The organism is Kitasatospora sp. NPDC127035 (assembly GCF_042726075.1).
Lineage (GTDB): Bacteria > Actinomycetota > Actinomycetes > Streptomycetales > Streptomycetaceae > Kitasatospora.
In genome coordinates this window covers 1-21,979 of sequence record NZ_JBHXDN010000068.1, presented here as the reverse complement: position 1 = coordinate 21,979, position 21,979 = coordinate 1, and the positions used below count along the sequence as shown (strand labels likewise).

Sequence of the window (21,979 nt, the reverse complement as noted above, 5' to 3'; positions counted from 1 at the left end):
CTCCTTGTTCCGTACGACGCGTACCTTCTGTACGCTCAAACGCTCAAAACCCGAACCCCTATAGCGTGCCATGCGCCTGTCCCGAGTTCGGCACCGGAAGGCGGGTTGGACGCACCGCCGGGTGCCGGGCCCCGGTGCCGGGTGTACGAAGCGACCCCGTCCCGGACCCCGGGCCGGCCCCCCGCCCGGCCTCGGCAGCCGCGTCCCGCGGGTCCCGGCCCGCCGCCACCAGGTCGCGCAGCCGGTCCAGGCGGGGACCGGCGGGGCGGGCGGGCCTGCCGTCCGCCGGCCACCGTGCCAGCAGCAGCGCGAACGCCGCCGACCCGCCGGCGCAGCGGACCAGCAGCCCGTCCGCGTCCGGCAGCCCGGCCGCCGCCCGCACCAGGACGGCCCGGGCCCTGACCGGCCGCTCGGCCGCGCAGTGCTCGGCGAGCGCGGCCACGGCGGCGGCCAGCACCTCCGGATCGCCCTCGGTGGCCAGCAGGGTGTCCAGCAGCTCACAGCGCAGGGCGTCCGCCACCGGGTCGGCCACCGGGCGGGACAGCACCTCGGCGAACGGCCGCCGGACGGCCACCGCCCGGGCCGCCAGACCACTGCTCAGGAGCACCCGGAGCTCCAGCCGGGCGGCCGCGCCCTCGACGGCCCCGCCCGCCAGCCTGCGGCCGAGGTAGTCGACCGCCACCGGCCCGGCCAGGGCCGGACGCTCGCGAAGCAACCGGGCCACCAGCTCGGCGCCCCGCCGGACGGCCAGGGGTGCCCGGGCGTCCGCCAGCACCCGGAGCGTCCCGGCGACCGGGGCCGCCCGACCCGCCTCATCCGCCCGGCCTGCCGGACCCGTCCGACCCGCTGCCCCCTCCGGCCCGCCCAACCGGGCGGCGAGGGCGGCGAGGACCGGCTCCGGGTCGCTCTCCAGGGCCGGCGCCAGCGCCGCCGCGGTGAGGAAGCGGTCCTCCCCTCGCCGGTACGCGGCCAGCGCCGCCGGGAGGTGGGCCGTCCGGGTCCGCCCGTCCCGGACCAGCAGGGCGAGCGCGGCGCCGTGCAGGGCCGGCTCGTCCTCCCGGGCCAGCAGGGTCAGCGCGGTGAACCGCAGCAGCTCCGGCCCGGCGCCGCTCGCGTGCGGGGCGGTGCGCAGCGCGTGCACGGCGGCGGCGACATGGCGCTCGGGGCGCCGGTCGTGGCTCCAGCGGTCCACCGCCCGGCAGAGCGCCGAGGGCTCCTCGACGGCCAGGACGGCGAGGAGCGCGTCCGCCCTCGGATGCGCGGCGCCGGCCAGCGCCTCGGTCAACTCGTCCAGGGCCAGGGCACGGTGGGAGTACAGCAGATCGTGGACGAGGTCCGCGACGGTGCTGCCGGGGCCGACGGGCAGGCCCCGCGGGTCGTCGAACCAGGCGCAGAGCAGCGGGAGGGTGCCCGCCGGGTCGGCACGCAGCCGGTCGGCCGTCGCCGCGAGGAAGCCCCGGTCGGGGCCGTCGGCGGCCACCAGCCTTCGGTACAGCGCGAGTTCACGCTCGACGGGCAGGCGCAGGCCGGTCCAGAAGTCCGGGCCGAACCGGCCGAGCCCGGCCTCCGGAAGACGCTCGAACCCGCCCTCGGCCGCGGCGCGTTCGACGATCCGGTCGGCCAGCTGGTCGAGCAGGGCGCGGTGCTCGGCGAGATCGGGGCTGGCGGCCAGACCGGCGATCAGCAACCTCCCGGCCCACCAGCCGGGTTCGCTGCCGGGCGGGCGCAGGTCCAGCGCCCGCCAGATCCGGTGCAGCCACGGGTCCAGCGCCGGCGCGCCCCAGGTGTCGGCGATCCGCCGGAGCGCGGCGGCCACGGGACCGACCCGGGAGCGGGACACCGTCCGGACCTCGCCGGCCGGGCGGGTGTCCTCGGTCTCGCCGAGCAGCAGCCGCAGTGCCTCGTCCAGGTCCAGGTGCCGCCCCTGCAGCCAGTCGGCGAACTCGCCGTGCGCGAACCGGTAGCCCGGTCCGGCTGGCACGAACAGCCCCTCCGCCAGCACCGCCGCCGCCCAGCCGCCGGCCACCGGGAACAGCTCCTCGAACACCGCCCGGCCCAGCCCGCCCTGCTCGGCGCCCAGCATCCGCCGGGCCGCCTCGTGCACCCGGCCGGCCACCGCCGCCGCCAGCCGCCGCACCCGCCCGTGCCCCGCCCGGCGGACGGCACCCCTGCGGTGGGCTCCCGACCGGCGGGGCCGCCCGTCCTCGGCGAGCCGCTGCGCCACCCGCAGGCAGCACAGGTCGAGACGGGCGCCGAAGAGCTCGCCCCGCCGGGCGGGCTCCCCCCGCAGGCCCTCGGCCCACAGCTCCCCGGCCAACCGGACCGCGAGCGGGTGACGGGCGTCCGCCTCCTCCGGCCACCCCGGCGGCAGCCCGTACCGCCGCCGGACCCGGTCCGCCGCCTCGGCCGGGAGCGGCCCCAGCCGGCGGACGGCGACCCGGACGGCGGGGGAGGACGGCGGCGACCCGCCGTACCGGGCCGCCGCTCCGCCCACCGGGACCAGGAAGTCCCCCGCTCCGCCGCCCGGCGCCAGCCGCTCCCAGGCCTCGTCCCCGCAGGCCGTGAGCAACCGCGCGCCGCAGGCCGCCAGCCACCGCGCGGTCACCCGCAGCCAGTCGGCGTCGAGCGGCACCGGCGCCTCCTCCGGCCCGTCCAGCACCACCAGCAACGGCCGCCCGGCCGCCGCGCAGAGCCCGGCCGCCGTGCCCGGTCCCGGCGGCGGTGTGCCCGGTTCGGCCGCCCCGGCGAACGCCCGCTCCACGGCCTCCGCGAGCGAGGCGTCCCCGGCGCCCAGATCGGCGCCGCGCAGCCACAGCGTGGGCCGGGGCCGTTCCCCGCCGCCGCGCCGCACGGCGAGGGCCGCCAGCTCGGTGCTCCGCCCCGACCCGGGCGCCCCGACCAGCGCGACGATTCCCACCCCCGCCGGGCCCCCGGGTGGACCGGCCCACCCGTCCGGACCGTCACCGGCGGCGCCGCCGTCCTCGCCGTCACCGGGCCACTCCCCCAGCCCGTCCGGCCGGTCCACCCGGTCGGCCGCCAGCCCGGCCACCCGGCCCGGCCCGGCGCCGGCGGCGGCCAGCTGGGCCGCGGCCAGCCGCAGCACCCCGGCCAGGTTGAGCGCGCCGCCGTAGGCGGGCACCCCGGCCGCGTTGCGGGCCAGTACCTCGGCCAACTCCGACCCGCCGTACCCGGTGTCCGCTCCCGCACCCGCCGCACCCGGGCCGGATCCCGGCCCCGCCACCGGTACGGCGACGGGTGCCCCGGGCCGGCCGGGGGCCCGCAGCGCGGGGGCGACCACCGCGACCACCGCGCCGGTACGGGCGTCCAGGACGGGCGCGCCGGCCGGCACCACCGCCGCGTCGCCGGGCGGCGGCACGTCGAGCAGCAGCGCGCCGGCGATCAGGTGACAGCCGCCCGCCCGCGCGTAGAGGGCCCCGGTGGTCTCGGCGACGCCGCAGCGCAGCAGCACCGTCCGCCCGTCGGGGCGGCCGTCCGCCCAGACCGGTACGGGCACCAGCAGGACGTCCCCGGCCTGCGCCGCGGGGGGCGCCGAGACCGGCAGCGGCGGCACGGGGACACCGCCGACCGCGTCGGTGCGCAGCAGGGCGAGGCCGTACCCGGGCAGCGGCCGGACGTGGTCCGGGCCGAGGACCCGGGTCTGGCCGCCGGGGGTGTGCAGAACGATCCGGTCGAGTCCCTCGACGGTCTCGTGGGCGGTGAGGACGGTGCCCCGCAGGTCGACCACGAAGCCGAGTCCGCGCGGGCGCCCGTCCCGGTCGCGGATCCGCAGCAGCCGGTGGCCGGTGTCGCCCGCCGCCCCGTCGTCCGCCGGCAAGCCCAGGAAGCCCAGCAGTCCCGGCATCGAGCAGCCCCTCCCGGCAGGGCCGGCCGGCCCCGGAGTGGACTCGTCGCGGCGACCTGTCCGCCGCCCGGGAGCCTGCCCGGCCAGGGTGCGGGCCGACCACACCCACGCCGTTCACGACTGCCGTTCACCTCGCGCGCTCCCTCGTGCGGGTGAACTCCGGGCGGTACGAACCCCTGCGCGCCCCCGCCCGCCCCCTCCGCCCGCCCCCTCCGCCTCGCACGACCGGTCGCCGAGAGACCGTGGCCGGAAAGCACGGAACCCCGGAAGCCCCGAGCCCGAGGGCCCGGCGATTCCGGGGCCCTGCCCCGGGCCGTCCTCAGCCCACGAAGACGGCGACCGGCCTGGCCTGGCCGCCCTTCTCCTCCACCAGCGCGAGGAACCCGCCGTCCGGCCCGAACACCGCGATCGGCCCGTCCACGTCCAGGCCCGGTGCCTTCAGCCGGGCGCCGTGCGACAGCTGCTTCGCCTGGTCGGCGTCGAGGTCCCAGCGCGGGAAGGCCGCTGCGGCGGCCTCGCCGATCGGCAGCACCTCCAGCGGCGCGCCGGAGCCGTCGGAGCCCCCGGTGACCGCCTCCTCCAGCTCCTCCAGGGTCCGCGCCGACTCCACCCCGTACGGGCCGACCCGGGTGCGCCGCAGCGCGGTCAGGTGGCCTCCGACGCCGAGCGCCGCTCCGAGGTCGCGGGCCAGCGCCCGGATGTAGGTGCCGGAGGAGCACTCCACGGTGACGTCCAGGTCGATCACCGGCGTGCCGTCCTCGGCGACGGCGGCGCGCTGCTCGTGGACGGTGAAGGAGTGGATCGTGGTCGGTCGGGCGGCCAGCTCGAAGTCCTCGCCCTCGCGCACGCGCGCGTACGACCGCTTGCCGTCGATCTTGATCGCACTGACCTTGGACGGCACCTGCATGATCTCGCCGGTGAGGGCGGCGATCCCGGAGTCGATGTCCTCCCGGCGCACCGCGTCGGCCGGGGCGGAGGCGGTGACGTCGCCCTCCCGGTCGTCGGTGACGGTGGTCTGACCGAGCCGGACGGTGGCCTCGTAGGTCTTGGCGGTGAGCATCAGGTGGCCGAGCAGCCGGGTGGCCCGTTCGACCCCGATCACCAGCACGCCGGTGGCCATCGGGTCGAGGGTGCCGGCGTGGCCGACCTTCCGCGTCCCGGCCAACCACCGCAGCTTGGCGACCACCCCGTGCGAGGTGATGCCCTCCGGCTTGTCGACGATGACCAGGCCGTCCGGACCGGTGCCTTTGCGCTTCATCAAGTTCTTTCTCTAAGGATGGTCAACTACACGGGACGGGCCGCGTCCGGGCCGGCCGAACGGGCCGGCCGTGCCGGACCGCCCCCCGGCGCCCCGCGCGCCGTCCCCACGGCGGCCGGTCACACGGGCCGCAGCGCGCCCCGGAACCGCTCCACCACCGCGGTGACATCCTCCCGGACGGAGAAACCGGCCGCGAAGGTGTGCCCGCCGCCGCCGAGCGCGGTGCAGGCCGCCGCGACGTCCACCGCGCCCTTGGAGCGCGAGGAGCCGCGCAGCGTGCCGTCCGGGTCCTGCTTGAGCACCAGCGCCACCTCGGCCTCGGCCGGGCGGCGCAGGATGTCGATCAGGCCCTCGATCTCCTCGACGGTGACACTGAACAGCACCAGGTCCTGGTAGGGCACCCAGGTCCACACCAGGCCGAGCCCGCCGGCCGCGGCCGGCTCGTAGACGGCCCGGTCGAGCGCACCGGCCAGCACCTTGAGGTAGCCGAAGGAGGAGGTGTCCCACAGCTGCCGCGAGATGAGGTCCTGCCGGATGCCGGTGGCCAGCAGCCGCGCGGCGAGTTCGTGGGTGGCGGGCGTGGTGGCCCGGTACTTGAACGAGCCGGTGTCGGTGGCGACCCCGGTGTAGAGGCAGGTGGCCAGGTCCTGGTCGAGTTCGACGCCGAGCCGGCGCAGCAGCTCGTCCACCAGGACGGCGGTGGCCGGGGCACCCGGGTCGATCAACTGGTGGGTTCCGAACCCGGGGTTGGAGGCGTGGTGGTCGAAGACCACCAGCACGGGCGCCGCGAAGGCCTTCCCGTGCAGCAGCCCCAGCCGGCTCTCCGCGGCGACGTCGAAGCAGAGCACCAGGTCCGGGGCCTCGGGCACCTCGGAGGCCGGCACGATCAGCTCCCGGCCGGGCAGGAAGGCCAGCGACTCGGGCACGACCTGCGGGTCGTCACCGAAGGAGACCCGCACCTCCTTGCCGAGGCCGCGCAGCGCCAGCCCGGCCGCCAGGGCGGAACCGAGCGCGTCGCCGTCCGGGCAGATGTGGCAGATCAGGTCGACGGAGCGGGCCCGCCCGATCTCCGCGACCACCTGCTGCCACACCAGCTCGAAACCGCTCTCCTCGGCACGCGGTCCCGGAAGCACCGCGAGGGCACCCTCCACCGTGTCGGTGGAGGATGCCCCCGTGGCCGTACCGGCCGTGGTCGTGCCGGTTGTCGAACCGGCCTCCGCCGGCTCACCCGCCATGACTACTCGTCCTCGTCGTCACGCTCGGACGCCGGAACCTTGTACGGGTCCGCGTCACCGGCGTAGACCGCGCCCGCGGCGGTGGTGCGCACCGCCGCGTCGATGGCCCTGGCCCGGTCGAGCAGGTCGTCGATGTTCCGGGCGTTCTCCGGCAGGGCGTCCGCGATGAAGGTCAGCGTCGGGGTGAAGCGCACCCCGGTCTGCTTGCCGACCTCGGAGCGGAGCACGCCCTTGGCGCTCTCCAGCGCGGCGGCCGTGGCCTCGCGCTCGGTGTCGTCACCGTAGACGGTGTAGAAGACGGTGGCCTCGCGCAGGTCGCCGGTCACCCGTGCGTCGGTGATGGTCACGAACCCCAGCCGGGGGTCCTTGATCCGCCGTTCCAGGGTCTGGGCGACGACCACCTGGATGCGGTCGGCGAGCTTGCGCGCCCTTGCGGTGTCGGTCACGTTGCCTCCTCGTGCAGTGGGCCGGGTGGTCGGGCATGTTGCGCGCCCGTCGGGGCCCCAGCCCCAAAGTACCGGCCCGCGCCCAGCCTTGTGGGCGCTCTCGGTCCTGATCTGTGTGAGAACGGCGACTCGCGCCGGTCTGCTCCGCAGATCTCATTCGTCGTCGTCGTTGTGGTAGCGCCTCCTGGCGGAGAGCAGCTGAACCTCGGGGCGGCCGGCGACCAACCGCTCACAGCTGTCCAGGATCTCGGTGACGTACCCGGCTTCGCCGGACACCACCGCGAGGCCGATCTCGGCCCTGCGGTGCAGATCCTGGTTCCCGGTCTCGGCAGCGCACACGCTGTACTTGCGCTGCAGTTCGGCCACGATGGGCCGTACGATCGACCGTTTCTCCTTGAGCGAGTGGACGTCGCCCAGCAGCAGGTCGAAGGTGAGTGTTCCCACGAACATGTGTGACAGGTCCAGCCGACCTGAAGGCCTCGGTGACAGCCCGGGAGCGGGCTGGTCTACGAGGACCCTACACAGCGAGACCGGGGCCGGTCGACGGGAATTCCACCCGCCGACCGGCCCCGGACACCACTCGCTTACGCGCGCGGCTTCTCGCGCATCTCGTAGGTCTCGATGACGTCCTCGACCTTGATGTCGTTGAACGAACCGAGCGTGACACCGGCCTCGAAGCCCTCGCGGACCTCGGTCGCGTCGTCCTTGAAGCGGCGCAGACCCTCGATGGTGAGGCTCTCCGCCACGACCTTGCCGTCGCGGATGAGGCGGGCCTTGGCGTTGCGGCGCAGCAGGCCCTCGCGGACCAGGACACCGGCGATGTTGCCGAACTTGGAGGAGCGGAACACCTCGCGGATCTCCGCGGAGCCGAGGCGAACCTCCTCGTACTCCGGCTTGAGCATGCCCTTGAGGGCGTTCTCGATCTCCTCGATCGCCTGGTAGATGACCGAGTAGTACCGGACGTCCACGCCTTCCTTGTCGGCCGCGGCGCGCGCACGACCCTCCGCGCGCACGTTGAAGCCGATGATGATGGCGTCCGAGCCCATCGCCAGGTCCACGTCGGACTCGGTGATGGCACCCACACCGCGGTGCAGGACCCGGAGCTCGACCTCCTCGCCGACGTCCAGCTTGACGAGGGCGTCCTCAAGGGCCTCGACCGAACCGGAGACGTCACCCTTGATGATGAGGTTGAGCTGCTCGATGGAGCCGGCGGCGATGGCCTTGTCCAGGTCCTCCAGGGACACCCGGACCCGACGCTGCGCGAAGGCGGCGTTGCGGTCACGGGCCGAGCGCTTCTCGGCGATCTGGCGGGCGGTGCGGTCCTCGTCGACGACGATGAAGCTGTCGCCGGCGCGGGGCACCGAGGTCAGACCGAGCAGCAGCACCGGGCGGGACGGGCCGGCCTCGGCGACGCTGTTGCCGTTCTCGTCCAGCATCGCGCGGACGCGGCCGTAGGCGTCGCCGACCACGATCGAGTCGCCGACGCGGAGGGTACCGCGCTGCACGAGCACGGTCGCCATGGCGCCGCGGCCCTTGTCGAGGTGGGCCTCGATGGCGATGCCCTGCGCGTCCTGGTCGGGGTTGGCCCGCAGGTCGAGCGAGGCGTCCGCGGTGAGGACCACGGCCTCCAGCAGCTGGTCGATGTTGAGACCCTGGCGCGCGGAGATGTCGACGAACATGGTGTCGCCGCCGTACTCCTCGGCCACCAGACCGAACTCGGTCAGCTGACCGCGGACCTTGGTCGGGTCGGCGCCGTCGACGTCGATCTTGTTGACGGCGACCACGATCGGCACACCCGCGGCCTTGGCGTGGTTGAGCGCCTCGACCGTCTGCGGCATGACACCGTCGTTGGCCGCGACCACCAGGATCGCGATGTCGGTGGACTTGGCACCACGGGCACGCATGGCGGAGAACGCCTCGTGACCCGGGGTGTCGAGGAAGGTGATCGGGCGCTCTTCGCCGTTCACCGTCGTCGCCACCTGGTAGGCACCGATGTGCTGGGTGATGCCACCGGCCTCGCCGGCCACCACGTTCGACTTGCGGATCGCGTCCAGCAGTCGGGTCTTACCGTGGTCGACGTGACCCATGACGGTGACGACCGGCGGGCGCGCGGCCAGCTGGTCCTCGTCGCCCTCGTCGGCACCGAAGTCGATGTCGAACGACTCCAGCAGCTCGCGGTCCTCGTCGTCCCGGCTGACGATCTCCAGGACGAAGCCCATCTCGTCCGCCAGCAGCTGCAGCGTGGCGTCGGAGACCGACTGGGTCGCGGTGACCATCTCACCGAGGTTGAACATGACGGAGACGAGCGCGGCCGGGTTGGCGTTGATCTTCTCCGCGAAGTCCATCAGCGAGGCGCCGCTCGACAGGCGAACGGTCTGACCGTTGCCGCGAGGCAGCATCACACCGCCGACGGACGGGGCCTGCATGGCCTCGTACTCCTGGCGCTTCGCCCGCTTCGACTTGCGACCACGGGCCGGACGGCCACCGGGGCCACGGCCGAAGGCACCCTGCGTGCCACCACGGGCACCCGGGCCACCGGGACGGCCGCCGAAGCCACCCGGACGCGGGCCGAAACCGCCGCCGCCACCCGGGGCACCGCCACCGGGACGGGGGCCGCCGAAGCCGCCACCGGCCGGACGCGAGCCCGGACCTGCCGGACGACCGGCGAAACCGGGACGGGCGCCACCGGCACCACCCGGACCACCCGGACGGCCACCGGGGCCACCCGGACCACGGCCACCGGGGCCGGGACGCGGGCCCGGACCGGCCGGACGCTGCGGCATCATGCCCGGGTTCGGACGCGGCATGCCCGACGGGGTCGGACGCGGGCCGGCCGGACGCGGCATGCCGTCGGGACGCGGGGCGCCACCCGGACGGGGGGCACCGGCACCCGGGGCACCGGGAGCGCCACCGGGACGCTGCGGACGGTCGCCGCCGGGGCGCGGGGCACCACCGGCACCGGGAGCGCCACCGGGACGCTGCGGACGGTCGCCACCCGGACGGGGAGCGCCACCACCGGGAGCACCGGCACCCGGACGGGCCGGACGGTCGCCACCGGGACGCGGACGGTCGCCGCCCTGGCCACCCGGACCGGCCGGACGCGCACCGGGCGCGGCCGGACGACGGTCACCGGGGCGGGCCATGCCGGTCGCACTGCCCGAGGTGAACGGGTTGTTGCCCGGACGCGGGCCGGCCGGACGCGGGCCCGGACGGGCGCTGCCACCGGCGGGGGCGCTGCCGCCACCGGCCGGGGCACCCGCCGAACGCGGGGCCTGCGGGGCCTGCGAGGCCGGGCGCGGGGCCTGGGTCTCGCCGGACACCGGGGCGGGCGAGGAGAACTCGGCCGCCGGGGCGGCCGGGGCCGCGGGAGCGGCCGGACGCGCCGGGCGCGGGCCCGGAGCGGGGGCGCCGGCCGGCTTGGGCGCGGCGGCGGGGGTTGCGGGGGCGGCCGGGGCGGCGGGAGCCGCGGCGGCCGGGGCCGGACGGGGACCCGGGGTCGCGGCAGGGCGCGGTCCCGGGGTGGGCCCACCCGGCCTGGGTGCGGCCGCACCGGCGGCGGCGCCACCGGTGGGCTGGGGCGCCGCGGGCTTCCGCGGGCCCGGCTTGGCAGCGGAGCCCCCACCGGTGGGGGCCACTCCCAGCGCGTCAGTCAACTTGCGTACGACCGGCGCCTCGATGGTCGAGGACGCCGAACGGACGAACTCACCCAACTCGGTGAGCTTGGCCATCACGGCCTTGCTCTCCAAACCGAGCTCCTTGGCGAGTTCGTAAACCCGGACCTTAGCCACTTCACTCCTGATCTATGAGTCCGGGGTGTCTCGTCCGCCGGACCGTCGCTACTTCATGGGCGTACCCATCGCGTACTCATCGCGTACTCATCGAGTGCTCATCGCAATCTCGACCTACTTCCACATCGCGAGGTACCTGACTGGTGGCACGGCGTGCGGCTGCCCGCCCGCCGTGCTTGTTGCGGTGGTTCTCCGCCGCGCGAGCGGCGGCCGTGACGAGGGGGTGCCCCACCGGACCTGGCCTGGGAAGCTCAGGGCTCCGGGGTGTCGCCCGCCCGTTCCCCGAGGTACTCGCGGATCCGCTCGGTGTCGAGCGTGCCCTGGAGCCGGAAGGCCCGGGGGAACGCCCGTCTGCGGACCGCGAGGTCGAGGCAGGCCGGTTCGGGGTGCAGGTGAGCGCCCCGGCCCGGCAGTGCGCCACGGGGGTCGGGGACGCAGACGCCCTCGACCGCCGTGACACGCAACAGCAGGTGCTTGGCCGCGCGCTTTCGGCAGCCCACGCAGGTGCGTTCCGGGCGTGCTCGGACGTGCGTCCGGCCAGACGAAGGCAAGTCTACCCCTCCGGAGGGACATGGCGCCGCCCCGCCGATCCGGGGAGGATCCGCGGGGGGCTCGTGCGGTACCGACCGGCCGGCAGAACCGCGGTCAGTCACCGGCCCGGTCGCCGGCCTCGGAACGGCCCTCGGGCTGGCCCTCGGTGTCCGGACGGATGTCGATCCGCCAGCCGGTGAGACGGGCGGCGAGGCGGGCGTTCTGCCCTTCCTTGCCGATCGCCAGCGACAGCTGGTAGTCCGGCACGATCACCCGTGCGGAGCGCTGCTGGAGGTCCACGATCTCCACGCTCGTCACCCGCGCGGGGGACAGCGCGGCGGCGACCATCTCGCGTGGGTCCTCCGACCAGTCGACGATGTCGATCTTCTCGCCGTGCAGCTCGCCCATCACCGCGCGCACCCGGGAGCCCATCGGGCCGATGCAGGCGCCCTTGGCGTTCAGGCCCTGGCGGCGCGACCAGACCGCGATCTTGGTGCGGTGGCCGGCCTCGCGGGCGATCGCCGCGATCTCCACGCTGCCGTCCGCGATCTCCGGGACCTCCAGCGCGAACAGCTTCTTGACCAGGCTCGGGTGGGTCCGGGACAGCGTCACCGACGCACCGCGGACGCCCCGGCGGACCGCCACGACGTAGCACTTGAGCCGGGTGCCGTGCCGGTAGTCCTCGCCCGGGACCTGCTCCTGCGGCGGCAGGATGGCCTCCAGCTTGCCGATGTCGACCAGCACGTTCTTCGGGTCGTTGCCCTGCTGGACGACACCGGTGACGATGTCGCCCTCCTTGCCGGCGTACTCACCGAACGTCTGGTCGTCGGCGGCGTCGCGCAGCCGCTGCAGCATCACCTGCATGCCGATGCTGGACGCGATCCGGCCGAAGCCGTTCGGGGTGTCGTCGAACTCCTTGGGCTCGACGCCCTCGTCCAGCTCCGCCGGGTCCTCGGTGGCCCACACGGTCACGTGGCCGGACCTGCGGTCCAGGTCGACCCGGGCCCGGCGGCGCGAGCCCTCGGTGCGGTGGTACGCGGTGAGGAGGGCCGACTCGATCGACTCGACCACCAGGTCGAAGGGGATGTTCTTCTCGCTGCTCAGCGCGCGCAGGGCACTCATGTCGATGTCCACGGCTACGCCTCCTCGTCTTTCGTCACGTTCATCATGGTGCGGTCGGTGCGAAGGTCGTCACTGCGCACCGTCGTCCCCCTCCTCCGAGGAGTCGCCCGCCAGGGCGTCGTCCGCGTCGTCCGCGTCGTCCGCGAAGTCCGGGGTCTCGTCGAGAAGCTGCTCGTCCTTGCGGTTGAACTCCACCTGGACGCGCGCCCGGTCGACCTCGGTGTACTCCAGACGGCGCTCCTTGGGCCGGCCGCGGCCCTTCACGGGCTGCACCTCGACCAGTGCGCCGTCCTCGTCGGCCGACAGCACCCGGGCGACGATCTCCCCGCCGTCGACCAGGTTGATCTTGGCCAGTCGGCCCTCGGCGCGGATCCAGTGCCGCGGTGCGCCCAGCGGACGCTCGGCACCCGGCGAACCGACCTCCAGCACGTACGCGCCGGCGCCCATCACGTCCGACTCGTCCAGGGCCTCGCCGACCACGCGGCTGAACTCCGCGATGGCGTCCAGGTCCACGCCGCCGTCGGCGTCCACGTCGATCTGGACCTGCCGGCGGTTGCCCGCCTGGGTGACCTTCACGTCCTCCAGGTCCAGGCCCGCCTGCGCGGCCAGCGGCTCCAGCAACGCACGCAGCCGGTCGGTGTGGGTGGTGCTCATCCGGGTGGACTCCTCGGCCGCGTGTGCTGTTGTCGGAAGGGCGCGCCGCCTTCCCGGGCGCCGGTCCGGCGCACGCCGGGTCTCGGCAGCTCGGCCCAAAGCGTAACCGGTGAAGCGCCCAACCACCGATTCCGGACCCGTGCGCCCGCCCGGCCCGCACCCGGTGCGAGCAAGGTCACACCGGCCCCGCGCCCCGACCGGCAACGCAATCCCCGCCCGGGGACGTGAGGATTCTGTAATCATTCACGCCAACGAGGGCAGGCGGGCAGGCCGTCCTCCCGTACACGCCCCGGAGTGACGCCGATGCAGCCGCCCAGCCGACGGACCTTCCTGGCCCTCGGGCTGCTCCTCGCCGCCGGCGGAGCCCTCACCGCCTGTACGGACGGGCCGGACGCCGGCACCGGCGGCACCGCCGGCGAGCACCGCCGCCCCGACCCGGACGAGCCCGTCCGGCTGCGCGCCGTCGCCGCCACCGACGCGCTGCTCGCCGGGTACGACGCGCTGCTCGCCGCGCCCGGCGCCGGGCAGGCGGCGCAGCTCCAGCCGTTGCGCGCCGAGGTCGTCCAGCACCGGGCCGCGCTGGCCGCCGGACTGCCGGAGGCCTCGTCCAGTCCGTCCGGCGTGGCCGGCCCGTCCGGTTCCGGGTCCGCCGCTCCCACGGCGTCCGCCTCCTCCGCCTCCCCCGGTGCGACCGGCACCACGGGCACCACCGGCACCGCCGTGACCAGCGCCGCCGCGCTCGCCTCGCTGGAGCGGCAGACCGCCCAGGCCAGGCTGGCCGACCTCGGCGCCGCCTCCCCGCAGCTGGCCCGGCTGCTCGCCTCGGTCTCCACGGCCGGGGTGCTGCACGCCGTCGCCCTCGGGGACACCCCTCCGCCGACCGTCCCGGCCCCGGCGCCGACCGACCCGCCCACCGGGTCCGCCTCGACCGGGTCCGGCAGCCCCGAACCCGCCGCGACGGCTTCCGGCACGCCCGTCGCCACCGAGGCGGTCGCCGCGTTCCAGACCGCGCTCGGCGCCGAGCACGCCGCGATCTACGGCTACGGCGTCGTCGGCGCCCGCCTGCCCGACGACCAGCAGCGCGCCGACGCCCGTACCGCGCTCGCCGCGCACCAGGCCCGGCGGGACGCCTGGCAGCGGCTGCTCGGCGCGGCCGGTGCCACCCCGAGTGCCGCGGCGGCCGGCTACCAGCTGCCGTTCGCCGTCACCGACGCGGCGGGCGCCGCCCGGCTGGCCGCCCACGTCGAGACCCGGCTCGCCGGCGTCTACGCCGACCTGGTCGCGGCCGTCGCCACCCCCCGGCGGGCCACCGCCACCGACGCGCTGCGCGAGTGCGCCCTCCGCGCCCGTCGCTGGGGCGCCGCGCCCACGGCGTTCCCCGGCATCCCCGAGCCCGACGGCACCGCGTCCCCGACGGCCCCCGGGAGCGCCTCCCCGACCGCGGCGGCCTCGGCCACCGCCTGACCCGTCCCCGCCGTCCGGGCCCGTCCCCCGCCTGTCCCCCCCTGTCCCCGCCGCACGCCGCCGCACGCCGCCGTGCGTCGCCCCACCCCCGCCGACCTGCGCCTTCACCGCCGCCCGGGCGGCTCCGGCCCACCCCCGCCCGCAGCACTGACCTGCGGTTTCGGCCCCATGGTCGACAATGGACGGGTAACACCACGGGGGAACGGCTACCGGAAGGCCAGCATGTCGGCAGCACCAGGGCAGATCAGCGTCCCCGCGTGGCTGGCGCGGAGCGTCGTCGCCGGCCGGGGCGAGGAGGGACGGCGCTGGGTGGCGGAGCTGCCCGACCGGGTGGCGGCGCAACTCGCCCGCCGGGAACTCACGCTGGAGAGGATCCTCGACCCGGGCGGCAGCCTGAGCCTGGTCGCCTACGTCCACCGCGACGACCTCTCCCCCGCCGTCCTCAAGATCGGTCTCCGGACCCCCGAGACCGCCCGCGAACCCGACGCCCTCGCCGTGTGGGCCGGCCGCGGCGCCGTCCTGCTGCTGGAGGCCGACCCCGCCGAGGGGGTGCTCCTGCTGGAGCGGCTGCACGGCGAGATCCCGCTCCGCTCGCTGGCCGAACCGAAGGCGATGCTGGAGGCGACCAGCCTGCTGCACCGGCTCTGGGTGCCGCTCCCCGAGGGCCACCCCTTCCCGCTGCTCGCCGACCGGACGGCGGGCACCGCCGAGGCCCTGCACCGGCACCGCGGGCTGCCCGGCGCCGGGGAGGCCGACACCCTCGTCACCGAGGCGCTGGAGACCGCCGAAGGGCTGACCGCCTCGGCCACCGAGGAGTTCCTGCTGCACGGCGACTTCCACCACGGCAACGTGCTCGCCGCCGACCGGGCCCCCTGGCTGACGATCGACCCGCGGCCACTGGCCGGCGAACGCGCCTACGACCTGGCCCGGCTGACGCTGGACCGGGCGGACACCCTGATCGGTTCGCCGGGCGTGCCGGCCGCCGTCCGGCGCCGGCTGCACCAGCTCGCCGACGCGCTGGAGGTCGACCGGGAGCGGCTGCGCGGCTGGACCCTCGTGCGCGCCGTCGAACTGGGGCTGGGCGCCCTGGCGGCCGACCGCCGGCCGGACGCCGAGCTCTACCTGGAGTTCGCGGGCGCGCTCTGAGCCGATCCGGTCGGTGCCTGCAACGGCAGCCGGGCGCCCATCACCGCGTAGAGCCGGTCGGTGTTCGGGAAGTGCACCGCGCGGGCGAGGTCCCGGTAGCCGAGCGCGCGGTAGAGCCGGCGGGCGGGCGTCTCGGCGTCGATCGCGGAGAGGATGCTGCGGTCCAGCCCGGACCGCTCGCAGAGGGTGCGGATCAGCGCGGAGCCGACGCCGCGGCCCTGGAACTCCGGCAGCACGTGCAGCTCGGTGATGGCGAACACCCCGTCCAGCCAGTCGCCGTGGCCCCGGGCGACCAGGTAGGGCTCGATCACCGAACTCCACCAGTGCTCGCGCCGGTTGGGCATGCCGTACCCGAAGCCGACCAGCCGGCCGCCGCTCAGCGCGCCCAGCGCGACGACCCCGGGCTGCTGCGCGTGCCGGCCGACGATGTGCAGCCGGACCATGACCTCCTCGGGCGTCAGCCCGAACGCCACAGCCTGGACATCGAGCGCCTGCGGAGCCCACGCCGCAAGGTCGATGGCCTCGATCGTCACCCCGGTCAGCTGATCCATGACCCGGACGTTACTACCCGTCCGGCCCGCGCGCGGGCCGGGTCGGGGACGCCGGTCCGCCGGGCGGTTCCCGGTGCCACGGCGCCGGTCAGAACAGCACGCTCATGAACGCGCCGACCTCGCGGAAGCCGACCCGGCGGTAGGCCGCGCGGGCCCGCAGGTTGTAGTCGTTGACGTAGAGCGAGGCGACCGGGGCGATCTCGCGCAGGGCGATGTCGAGGACGGCCGCCATACCCGTCTCGGAGTGGCCGCGACCGCGGTGCCCGGGGGCCACCCAGACGCCCTGGATCTGGCAGGCGCCCTCGGTGACCGCTCCGATCTCGGCCTTGAACACCACCTCGCCGTCCTCGTCGAAGCGGGCGAAGGAGCGTCCCGAGGCGACGAGTTCACCGACCCGGGCCTGGTAGAGCAGCCCGCCGTCACCGGCCAGCGGGGAGACGCCGACCTCCTCCGTGAACATCGCCACGCAGGCCGGCATCAGCGTCTCGACCTCGTCCCGCCGCACCCGCCGCACCAGCGGGTCGGGGGCGATCTCCGCGGACGGCACGGCCGTGGCCAGCAGCGGCTGGTGGGCACGGACCTCCCGGGCCGGGCCCCAGCTGCGCTCCAGCAGGGCCCAGAGGGCGGCGGTGGGGCCGGCCGGGCCGACGACGGAGGAGCAGCGGCGGCCCTGACGGCGGGCCCGCTCGGCGAACGCCTGGACGGCCTGCGGTCCGGCTTCGACCAGCACGAGGTTGGCGCCGGCGTAGCAGAGCGCGTCGAGTTCGCCGCGCTCGTCGTACCAGCCCCACATCTCGCCGCCGAGGCGCCAGGGATCGAGGCCGACCGTCTCCACCCGGGTGGCGACGAAGGCGTTGGCGACCGGGTCCCGGCGGAGCACCGCGAGAGCGTCGGCGAGGTCCGACGGCTCCAGTACGCGAGTGGTCGCCAGGGCGCGGGCGGCCTGGAACGAGCTGGGGAGCATCACACCTCGATCGAGCATCGAGACAGCACCTTACTGAGACGACTCTGGCCGCACCCTACTCCCCGGCCCCACCCGGCTACGGCCGCGGGGCCGTCCGCGCACGGACGGCCCCGCTTCCGGAAGAACGGCGAACTACCGGGCACCAGGGCCGGTCACTCTCCGGCGATGACGGTCGGCGCACCGGACTCGACGCCCGCGGCCTGCATCTGCTCGGCGAGCTTGAGGGCCTCCTCGATCAGGGTCTCCACGATCTTCGACTCGGGGACGGTCTTGATGACCTCGCCCTTGACGAAGATCTGGCCCTTGCCGTTGCCGGAGGCGACGCCGAGGTCGGCCTCGCGGGCCTCGCCCGGACCGTTGACGACGCAGCCCATGACGGCGACGCGCAGCGGCACCTCCATGCCCTCCAGGCCGGCGGTGACCTCCTCGGCGAGCTTGTAGACGTCCACCTGGGCGCGGCCGCAGGACGGGCAGGAGACGATCTCCAGGCCGCGCTCGCGCAGGCCGAGGGACTCCAGGATCTGGTTGCCGACCTTGATCTCCTCGGCCGGCGGGGCGGACAGCGAGACCCGGATGGTGTCGCCGATGCCCTCGGCGAGCAGCGCACCGAACGCGACCGCGGACTTGATGGTGCCCTGGAAGGCGGGGCCGGCCTCGGTGACACCGAGGTGCAGCGGGTAGTCGCAGGCGGCCGCGAGCTGGCGGTAGGCGTTGATCATCACGACCGGGTCGTTGTGCTTGACCGAGATCTTGATGTCGCGGAAGTCGTGCTCCTCGAAGAGCGAGCACTCCCAGAGCGCGGACTCGACCAGCGCCTCGGGGGTGGCCCGGCCGTACTTCTCCAGCAGGCGCTTGTCGAGCGAGCCGGCGTTGACGCCGATCCGGATCGGCACGCCGGCGGCCCCGGCGGCCTTGGCGATCTCGCCGACCTTGTCGTCGAACGCCTTGATGTTGCCAGGGTTGACCCGCACCGCCGCACAGCCGGCGTCGATCGCGGCGAAGACGTACTTCGGCTGGAAGTGGATGTCGGCGATCACCGGGATCTGCGACTTCCTGGCGATGATCGGCAGGGCGTCCGCGTCGTCCTGCGACGGGACGGCGACCCGCACGATCTGGCAGCCGGAGGCGGTCAGCTCCGCGATCTGCTGCAGCGTGGCGTTGATGTCCGAGGTCAGGGTGGTGGTCATGGACTGCACCGAGACGGGAGCGTCACCACCGACCGGTACGTTGCCGACCATGATCTGACGGGAGACACGGCGCTTGGCGAGCGGCTTGAGCGGCAGAGACGGAATACCGAGCGAGATCGCGGTCATGTGCGCAGGGTTCCCCGGGGTTGAGGTGTGGTCGGCCCGGTCGAAGACGGCCGAACCCGGGCGCGCCGACGATCGCACACCCGGGCTCCAACGGTACGGCACCGGGACCGGCACCCGTGCACCACCGGTCCCGGCGGGTTAACTGATCTTGACCGGGTTCACCAGGTCGGCGACCAGCACCAGCAGAGTGAACCCGATGAACACGCTGGCCACGACGTACGCCAGCGGCATCAGCCGGGCCACGTCGAACGGACCCGGGTCGGGCCGCCGGAACACCTGTGCGAACCGGCGGCGGATCGACTCCCAGACCGCGCCCGCGATGTGACCGCCGTCCAGCGGCAGCAGCGGCAGCATGTTGAAGAGGAAGAGCGACAGGTTGATCCCGGCGAGCAGGTTCACGAAGTAGGCGACCCGCTGGGTGCCCGGGATGTCGAGCGCGAACACCTCACCACTCACCCGCGCCGCCCCGACCATGCCGATCGGCGAATCGACCTCGCGCGGCGTCCCGTCCACCACCGAGTGCCAGAGACCGGGGACCTTGCCGGGCAGCGCCGCCAGCGACTCCACCCCGTTCTCCGCCATGTCGTACATCCGGTCGAGGGACTGCCCGAAGCCCAACCGGACGATGCCGGAGGCCGGCGTGAAGCCGAGGAAACCGGCCCGCACCGTCTCGCCCTTGACCGGCAGGCCCTCGGCGTCGTACTTCTGCACGTCGTTGACGGCGATGGTGGGGTTCAGGGTCAGCTCCTTGCCGTCCCGCTCCACCACCAGCTCCACCCGCTTGTCCGCCGACTTCCGGATGTCGGCCTGGAGCTGTTCGTAGTCGGTGATCCGGTCGCCGTCGAAGGAGATCACCTTGTCCCCCGGCTTCAGCCCCGCCTGGAACGCCGGCGCCGGCAGCGCGTCCGCCGGGCAGGTGTCGGTGGGCTGCCCCGCCTTCACCACGCACTCCGAGACGGTGCCGATGGTCGGCACGGACATCGGGACGCCGAAGCCCATCATCACCGTCAGGAAGAGCCCGAAGGCCAGGATCAGGTTCATGAACGGGCCGGCGAACATCACGATCACGCGCTTCCACGGCTTGCGCGTGTAGAAGAGCCGCGTCTCGTCGCCCTCCTCGACCTCCTCGTACGAGGCCTCCCGGGCGTCCTCGATCATCGTCCGCCAGGGCGAGGTACTGCGCTGGGTGATCCGCCCGTCCGCACCGGGCGGGAACATCCCGATCATCCGGATGTACCCGCCCAGCGGAACCGCCTTGAGGCCGTACTCGGTCTCGCCCCTGCGCCGCGACCAGATCGTCGGGCCGAAGCCGACCATGTACTGCGGCACGCGGATGCCGAACAGCTTGGCCGTGGAGAGGTGGCCGAGCTCGTGCCAGGCGATCGAGAACAGCAGCCCCAGTGCGAAGACCAGGATGCCGACCACCGTCATCACCGTTGCCACTGCTGCTCCTCCGTCATGCCACTCCGCTCATCCTGTCGTCGTACCGGTCGTCCCGGTCGGCCCCGTCACCCGGGTCCGGTCCGGGGACCGGCGTCAGCCGGCCGCCAGCTCGCGGGCCCGGGCGCGCGCCCAGTCCTCCGCGTGCAGGACGTCCTCGACCGTCAGCGAAGTTCCCGTCGCCGGCCGTCCACCGTCGTACTGTCCGTGCTCCGCCACGACCTTCGCAACAGTGTCCACGATTCCGGTGAAGGCGAGACGGCCGCCCAGGAAGGCCTCCACACACTCCTCGTTCGCCGCGTTGAAGACCGCCGGGGCCGTCCCGCCCAGCGTCCCCACCTCGCGGGCCAGCTCCACCGCCGGGAAGGCCTCGTCGTCCAGCGGGAAGAACTCCCAGGTCGCCGCCTTGGTCCAGTCACAGGCCGACGCCGCGTCCGGCACCCGGTCCGGCCAGCCCAGGCCCAGCGCGATCGGCATCCGCATGTCCGGCGGGCTCGCCTGGGCCAGCGTGGAACCGTCCGTGAACTCCACCATCGAGTGGACGACCGACTGCGGGTGGACCACGACCTCGATCCGGTCGAACGGCACGTCGTACAGCAGGTGCGCCTCGATCACCTCCAGGCCCTTGTTCACCAGGGTGGCCGAGTTGATCGTGACGACCGGGCCCATCGCCCAGGTCGGGTGCGCCAGCGCCTCCGACGGGGTGACACCCGCCAGCTCCGCACGGCTGCGGCTGCGGAACGGACCGCCGCTCGCCGTCACCACCAGCTTGCGGACCTCCGCCCGAGTGCCGCCGGCCAGCGCCTGGAACAGCGCGGCGTGCTCGGAGTCCACCGGGACGATCTGACCCGGCCGGGCCACCGCCTTCACCAGTGGACCGCCGACGATCAGCGACTCCTTGTTGGCCAGCACCAGCACCCGGCCGGCCCGCAGCGCCGCCAGCGTCGGACGCAGGCCGATCGAACCGGTGATGCCGTTCAGCACCGAGTGGCACTCCACGCCCGCCAGCTCGGTCGCCGCGTCCGGACCGGCCAGCACGGCCGGCAGCGGACGGCCCGCCGCCTTCGCCGCCAGGGCCTCGCGCAGCGCCGGCTCGGCCGCCGGATCGGCCACCGCCACGGTGTGCACGCCCAGCTCCAGGGCCTGCTCGGCGAGCAGTTCCACCCGGCCGCCGGCCGCCGACAGGGCGACCACCCGGAACCGGTCCGGGTTACGGCGCACCACGTCGATGGCCTGGGTACCGATCGAACCGGTGGACCCGAGGATCACCAGCTCCCGGGGGCCGGAGGGGTCGTTCACCTCGGGGGTGAACCGCAGCTGCGGGTGGGCGAGCGAAGTCATGCGCCCATTGTGTCCTGCCCGGCCGTCTCCCCCGGACGCCGGGCCGTCCCCGCGCGGCTCCGGAGCTCCCGGCCGCCCGGGGATCCCCCGGCGGCTCCCCGGGCACCGGACGGACTCCCGGGCTACCGTCGGAACCATGCGTACCGTCATCGCCGGAGGCCACGGACAGATCGCGCTCCGGCTCGAACGGCTGCTCGCCGACCACGGCGACCGGCCCGCCGGCATCATCCGCCGCCCCGAACAGGCCGAGGACCTGGCCGCCGCCGGGGCCGAACCCCTACTGCTCGACCTGGAGACCGCCACCCCCGCCGCCCTCGCCGACCTGCTCACCGGCGCCGACGCGGTGGTCTTCGCGGCCGGCGCCGGACCGGGCAGCGGAGCCGACCGCAAACTCACCGTCGACCGGGACGCCGCCGTCCTGCTCGCCGACGCCGCCGAACTCGCGGGCGTCCGCCGCTACCTGATCGTCTCCTCGATGGGCGCCGACGCCGGGGCGGCGTACCCCGACGACGAGGTCTTCGAGACCTACCTGCGGGCCAAGGGCGCCGCCGACGACGCCGTCCGGGCGCGCACCGCGCTGGACTGGACGGTGCTGCGCCCCGGGCGGCTCACCGACGGCCCGGGCACCGGCCTGGTCCGGCTCGCCCCCTCGACCGGCCGCGGCGCGATCGACCGGCAGGACGTCGCCGCCGTCCTCGCCGCCCTGCTGCACGAACCGGCGACCGCCGGGCAGACCCTCGAACTGACCGCCGGCGACGCGACCGTCGCGGAGGCCGTCGCCGCCGCCGCCGGCCGCGACTGACCACGCCGTTACCCCTTCCTCCCCGGACGTGCGAGGGGCCCGACAGCACAAGGCTGTCGGGC

At 75.0% G+C, this 21,979-nt stretch carries 17 protein-coding genes; 3 read left to right on the top strand and 14 right to left on the bottom strand.

Translation table 11 applies throughout. The features are described 5' to 3' along the window. Window positions 1-58: 58 nt before the first annotated feature. The 9 genes from ACFWIC_RS33150 to rimP form a co-directional block, all read right to left on the bottom strand. Window positions 59-3,862: a serine protease gene (locus ACFWIC_RS33150; RefSeq protein WP_380520718.1), complete on the bottom strand. Its 3,804-nt coding sequence runs from the start codon at window positions 3,860-3,862 to the stop codon at window positions 59-61. A 319-nt stretch (window positions 3,863-4,181) separates the two neighbouring features. After that, a complete protein-coding gene (truB, locus tag ACFWIC_RS33145; RefSeq protein WP_329952548.1) occupies window positions 4,182-5,120 on the bottom strand; it encodes a tRNA pseudouridine(55) synthase TruB in 939 nt (312 codons plus the stop codon). A gap of 119 nt (window positions 5,121-5,239) precedes the next feature. Next, window positions 5,240-6,355: a bifunctional oligoribonuclease/PAP phosphatase NrnA gene (locus tag ACFWIC_RS33140; RefSeq protein ID WP_329952549.1), complete on the bottom strand. Its 1,116-nt coding sequence runs from the start codon at window positions 6,353-6,355 to the stop codon at window positions 5,240-5,242. 2 nt (window positions 6,356-6,357) lie between these two features. Further along, on the bottom strand, window positions 6,358-6,801 hold the full coding sequence (gene rbfA / locus ACFWIC_RS33135) for a 30S ribosome-binding factor RbfA (protein WP_329877522.1): 444 nt from the start codon (window positions 6,799-6,801) through the stop codon (window positions 6,358-6,360). Window positions 6,802-6,954: 153 nt separating this feature from the next. Then, a complete protein-coding gene (locus ACFWIC_RS33130; RefSeq protein ID WP_030397729.1) occupies window positions 6,955-7,251 on the bottom strand; it encodes a DUF503 domain-containing protein in 297 nt (98 codons plus the stop codon). Window positions 7,252-7,385: 134 nt separating this feature from the next. Continuing rightward, entirely contained in the window at window positions 7,386-10,589 is a 3,204-nt protein-coding gene (infB, locus tag ACFWIC_RS33125) for a translation initiation factor IF-2 (protein WP_329877516.1), read from the bottom strand. Between the two features lie 251 nt (window positions 10,590-10,840). After that, window positions 10,841-11,089 carry a YlxR family protein gene (locus tag ACFWIC_RS33120; protein WP_329877514.1) on the bottom strand — a complete coding sequence of 83 codons (249 nt, stop codon included), beginning with the start codon at window positions 11,087-11,089 and terminating at the stop codon, window positions 10,841-10,843. A 145-nt stretch (window positions 11,090-11,234) separates the two neighbouring features. Beyond that, window positions 11,235-12,254, bottom strand: coding sequence for a transcription termination factor NusA (gene nusA, locus ACFWIC_RS33115; RefSeq protein WP_329877512.1), 1,020 nt, complete (start codon window positions 12,252-12,254; stop codon window positions 11,235-11,237). Between the two features lie 57 nt (window positions 12,255-12,311). Next, window positions 12,312-12,896 carry a ribosome maturation factor RimP gene (gene rimP, locus ACFWIC_RS33110; RefSeq protein ID WP_380361211.1) on the bottom strand — a complete coding sequence of 195 codons (585 nt, stop codon included), beginning with the start codon at window positions 12,894-12,896 and terminating at the stop codon, window positions 12,312-12,314. 840 nt (window positions 12,897-13,736) lie between these two features. Here rimP and ACFWIC_RS33105 point away from each other — a divergent pair. Together ACFWIC_RS33105 and ACFWIC_RS33100 are read left to right on the top strand one after the other, a co-directional pair. After that, on the top strand, window positions 13,737-14,360 hold the full coding sequence (locus ACFWIC_RS33105; RefSeq protein ID WP_380361215.1) for a ferritin-like domain-containing protein: 624 nt from the start codon (window positions 13,737-13,739) through the stop codon (window positions 14,358-14,360). A gap of 222 nt (window positions 14,361-14,582) precedes the next feature. Then, the gene (locus ACFWIC_RS33100) at window positions 14,583-15,506 is read left to right on the top strand and encodes an aminoglycoside phosphotransferase family protein (RefSeq protein WP_380520717.1); all 924 of its coding nucleotides are present in this window, start codon (window positions 14,583-14,585) and stop codon (window positions 15,504-15,506) included. On the opposite strand, the gene ACFWIC_RS33095 is transcribed toward ACFWIC_RS33100, so the two are convergent. The 5 genes from ACFWIC_RS33095 to dxr all read right to left on the bottom strand — a co-directional run bounded on the left by ACFWIC_RS33095 (window position 15,479) and on the right by dxr (window position 21,115). After that, window positions 15,479-16,057, bottom strand: coding sequence for a GNAT family N-acetyltransferase (locus ACFWIC_RS33095; protein WP_329877506.1), 579 nt, complete (start codon window positions 16,055-16,057; stop codon window positions 15,479-15,481). The genes ACFWIC_RS33100 and ACFWIC_RS33095 overlap by 28 nt on opposite strands. An 88-nt stretch (window positions 16,058-16,145) precedes the next feature. Beyond that, the gene (locus ACFWIC_RS33090) at window positions 16,146-17,039 is read right to left on the bottom strand and encodes a GNAT family N-acetyltransferase (RefSeq protein WP_329877503.1); all 894 of its coding nucleotides are present in this window, start codon (window positions 17,037-17,039) and stop codon (window positions 16,146-16,148) included. Between the two features lie 134 nt (window positions 17,040-17,173). After that, window positions 17,174-18,334: a flavodoxin-dependent (E)-4-hydroxy-3-methylbut-2-enyl-diphosphate synthase gene (gene ispG, locus ACFWIC_RS33085; protein ID WP_329877501.1), complete on the bottom strand. Its 1,161-nt coding sequence runs from the start codon at window positions 18,332-18,334 to the stop codon at window positions 17,174-17,176. A gap of 138 nt (window positions 18,335-18,472) precedes the next feature. After that, window positions 18,473-19,777 carry a M50 family metallopeptidase gene (locus ACFWIC_RS33080; RefSeq protein WP_380520716.1) on the bottom strand — a complete coding sequence of 435 codons (1,305 nt, stop codon included), beginning with the start codon at window positions 19,775-19,777 and terminating at the stop codon, window positions 18,473-18,475. A 93-nt stretch (window positions 19,778-19,870) separates the two neighbouring features. Continuing rightward, window positions 19,871-21,115 (bottom strand): 1-deoxy-D-xylulose-5-phosphate reductoisomerase, encoded by a 1,245-nt coding sequence (gene dxr, locus ACFWIC_RS33075; protein ID WP_329952553.1) that lies wholly within the window; start codon window positions 21,113-21,115, stop codon window positions 19,871-19,873. Window positions 21,116-21,251: 136 nt separating this feature from the next. Between dxr and ACFWIC_RS33070 the strand changes: the two genes are divergently transcribed. Further along, the gene (locus tag ACFWIC_RS33070) at window positions 21,252-21,917 is read left to right on the top strand and encodes an NAD(P)H-binding protein (protein ID WP_329952554.1); all 666 of its coding nucleotides are present in this window, start codon (window positions 21,252-21,254) and stop codon (window positions 21,915-21,917) included. The last annotated feature ends 62 nt before the right edge of the window (window positions 21,918-21,979 follow it).

Coding starts and splice junctions, on each gene's coding strand:
- ACFWIC_RS33150 (WP_380520718.1), bottom strand. CDS start 3,862: ATGCCGGGACTGCTGGGCTTCCTGGGCTTGCCGGCGGACGACGGGGCG.
- truB (WP_329952548.1), bottom strand. CDS start 5,120: ATGAAGCGCAAAGGCACCGGTCCGGACGGCCTGGTCATCGTCGACAAG.
- ACFWIC_RS33140 (WP_329952549.1), bottom strand. CDS start 6,355: ATGGCGGGTGAGCCGGCGGAGGCCGGTTCGACAACCGGCACGACCACG.
- ACFWIC_RS33130 (WP_030397729.1), bottom strand. CDS start 7,251: ATGTTCGTGGGAACACTCACCTTCGACCTGCTGCTGGGCGACGTCCAC.
- rimP (WP_380361211.1), bottom strand. CDS start 12,896: ATGAGCACCACCCACACCGACCGGCTGCGTGCGTTGCTGGAGCCGCTG.
- ACFWIC_RS33100 (WP_380520717.1), top strand. CDS start 14,583: ATGTCGGCAGCACCAGGGCAGATCAGCGTCCCCGCGTGGCTGGCGCGG.
- ACFWIC_RS33095 (WP_329877506.1), bottom strand. CDS start 16,057: ATGGATCAGCTGACCGGGGTGACGATCGAGGCCATCGACCTTGCGGCG.
- ACFWIC_RS33090 (WP_329877503.1), bottom strand. CDS start 17,039: ATGCTCGATCGAGGTGTGATGCTCCCCAGCTCGTTCCAGGCCGCCCGC.
- ispG (WP_329877501.1), bottom strand. CDS start 18,334: ATGACCGCGATCTCGCTCGGTATTCCGTCTCTGCCGCTCAAGCCGCTC.
- dxr (WP_329952553.1), bottom strand. CDS start 21,115: ATGACTTCGCTCGCCCACCCGCAGCTGCGGTTCACCCCCGAGGTGAAC.
- ACFWIC_RS33070 (WP_329952554.1), top strand. CDS start 21,252: ATGCGTACCGTCATCGCCGGAGGCCACGGACAGATCGCGCTCCGGCTC.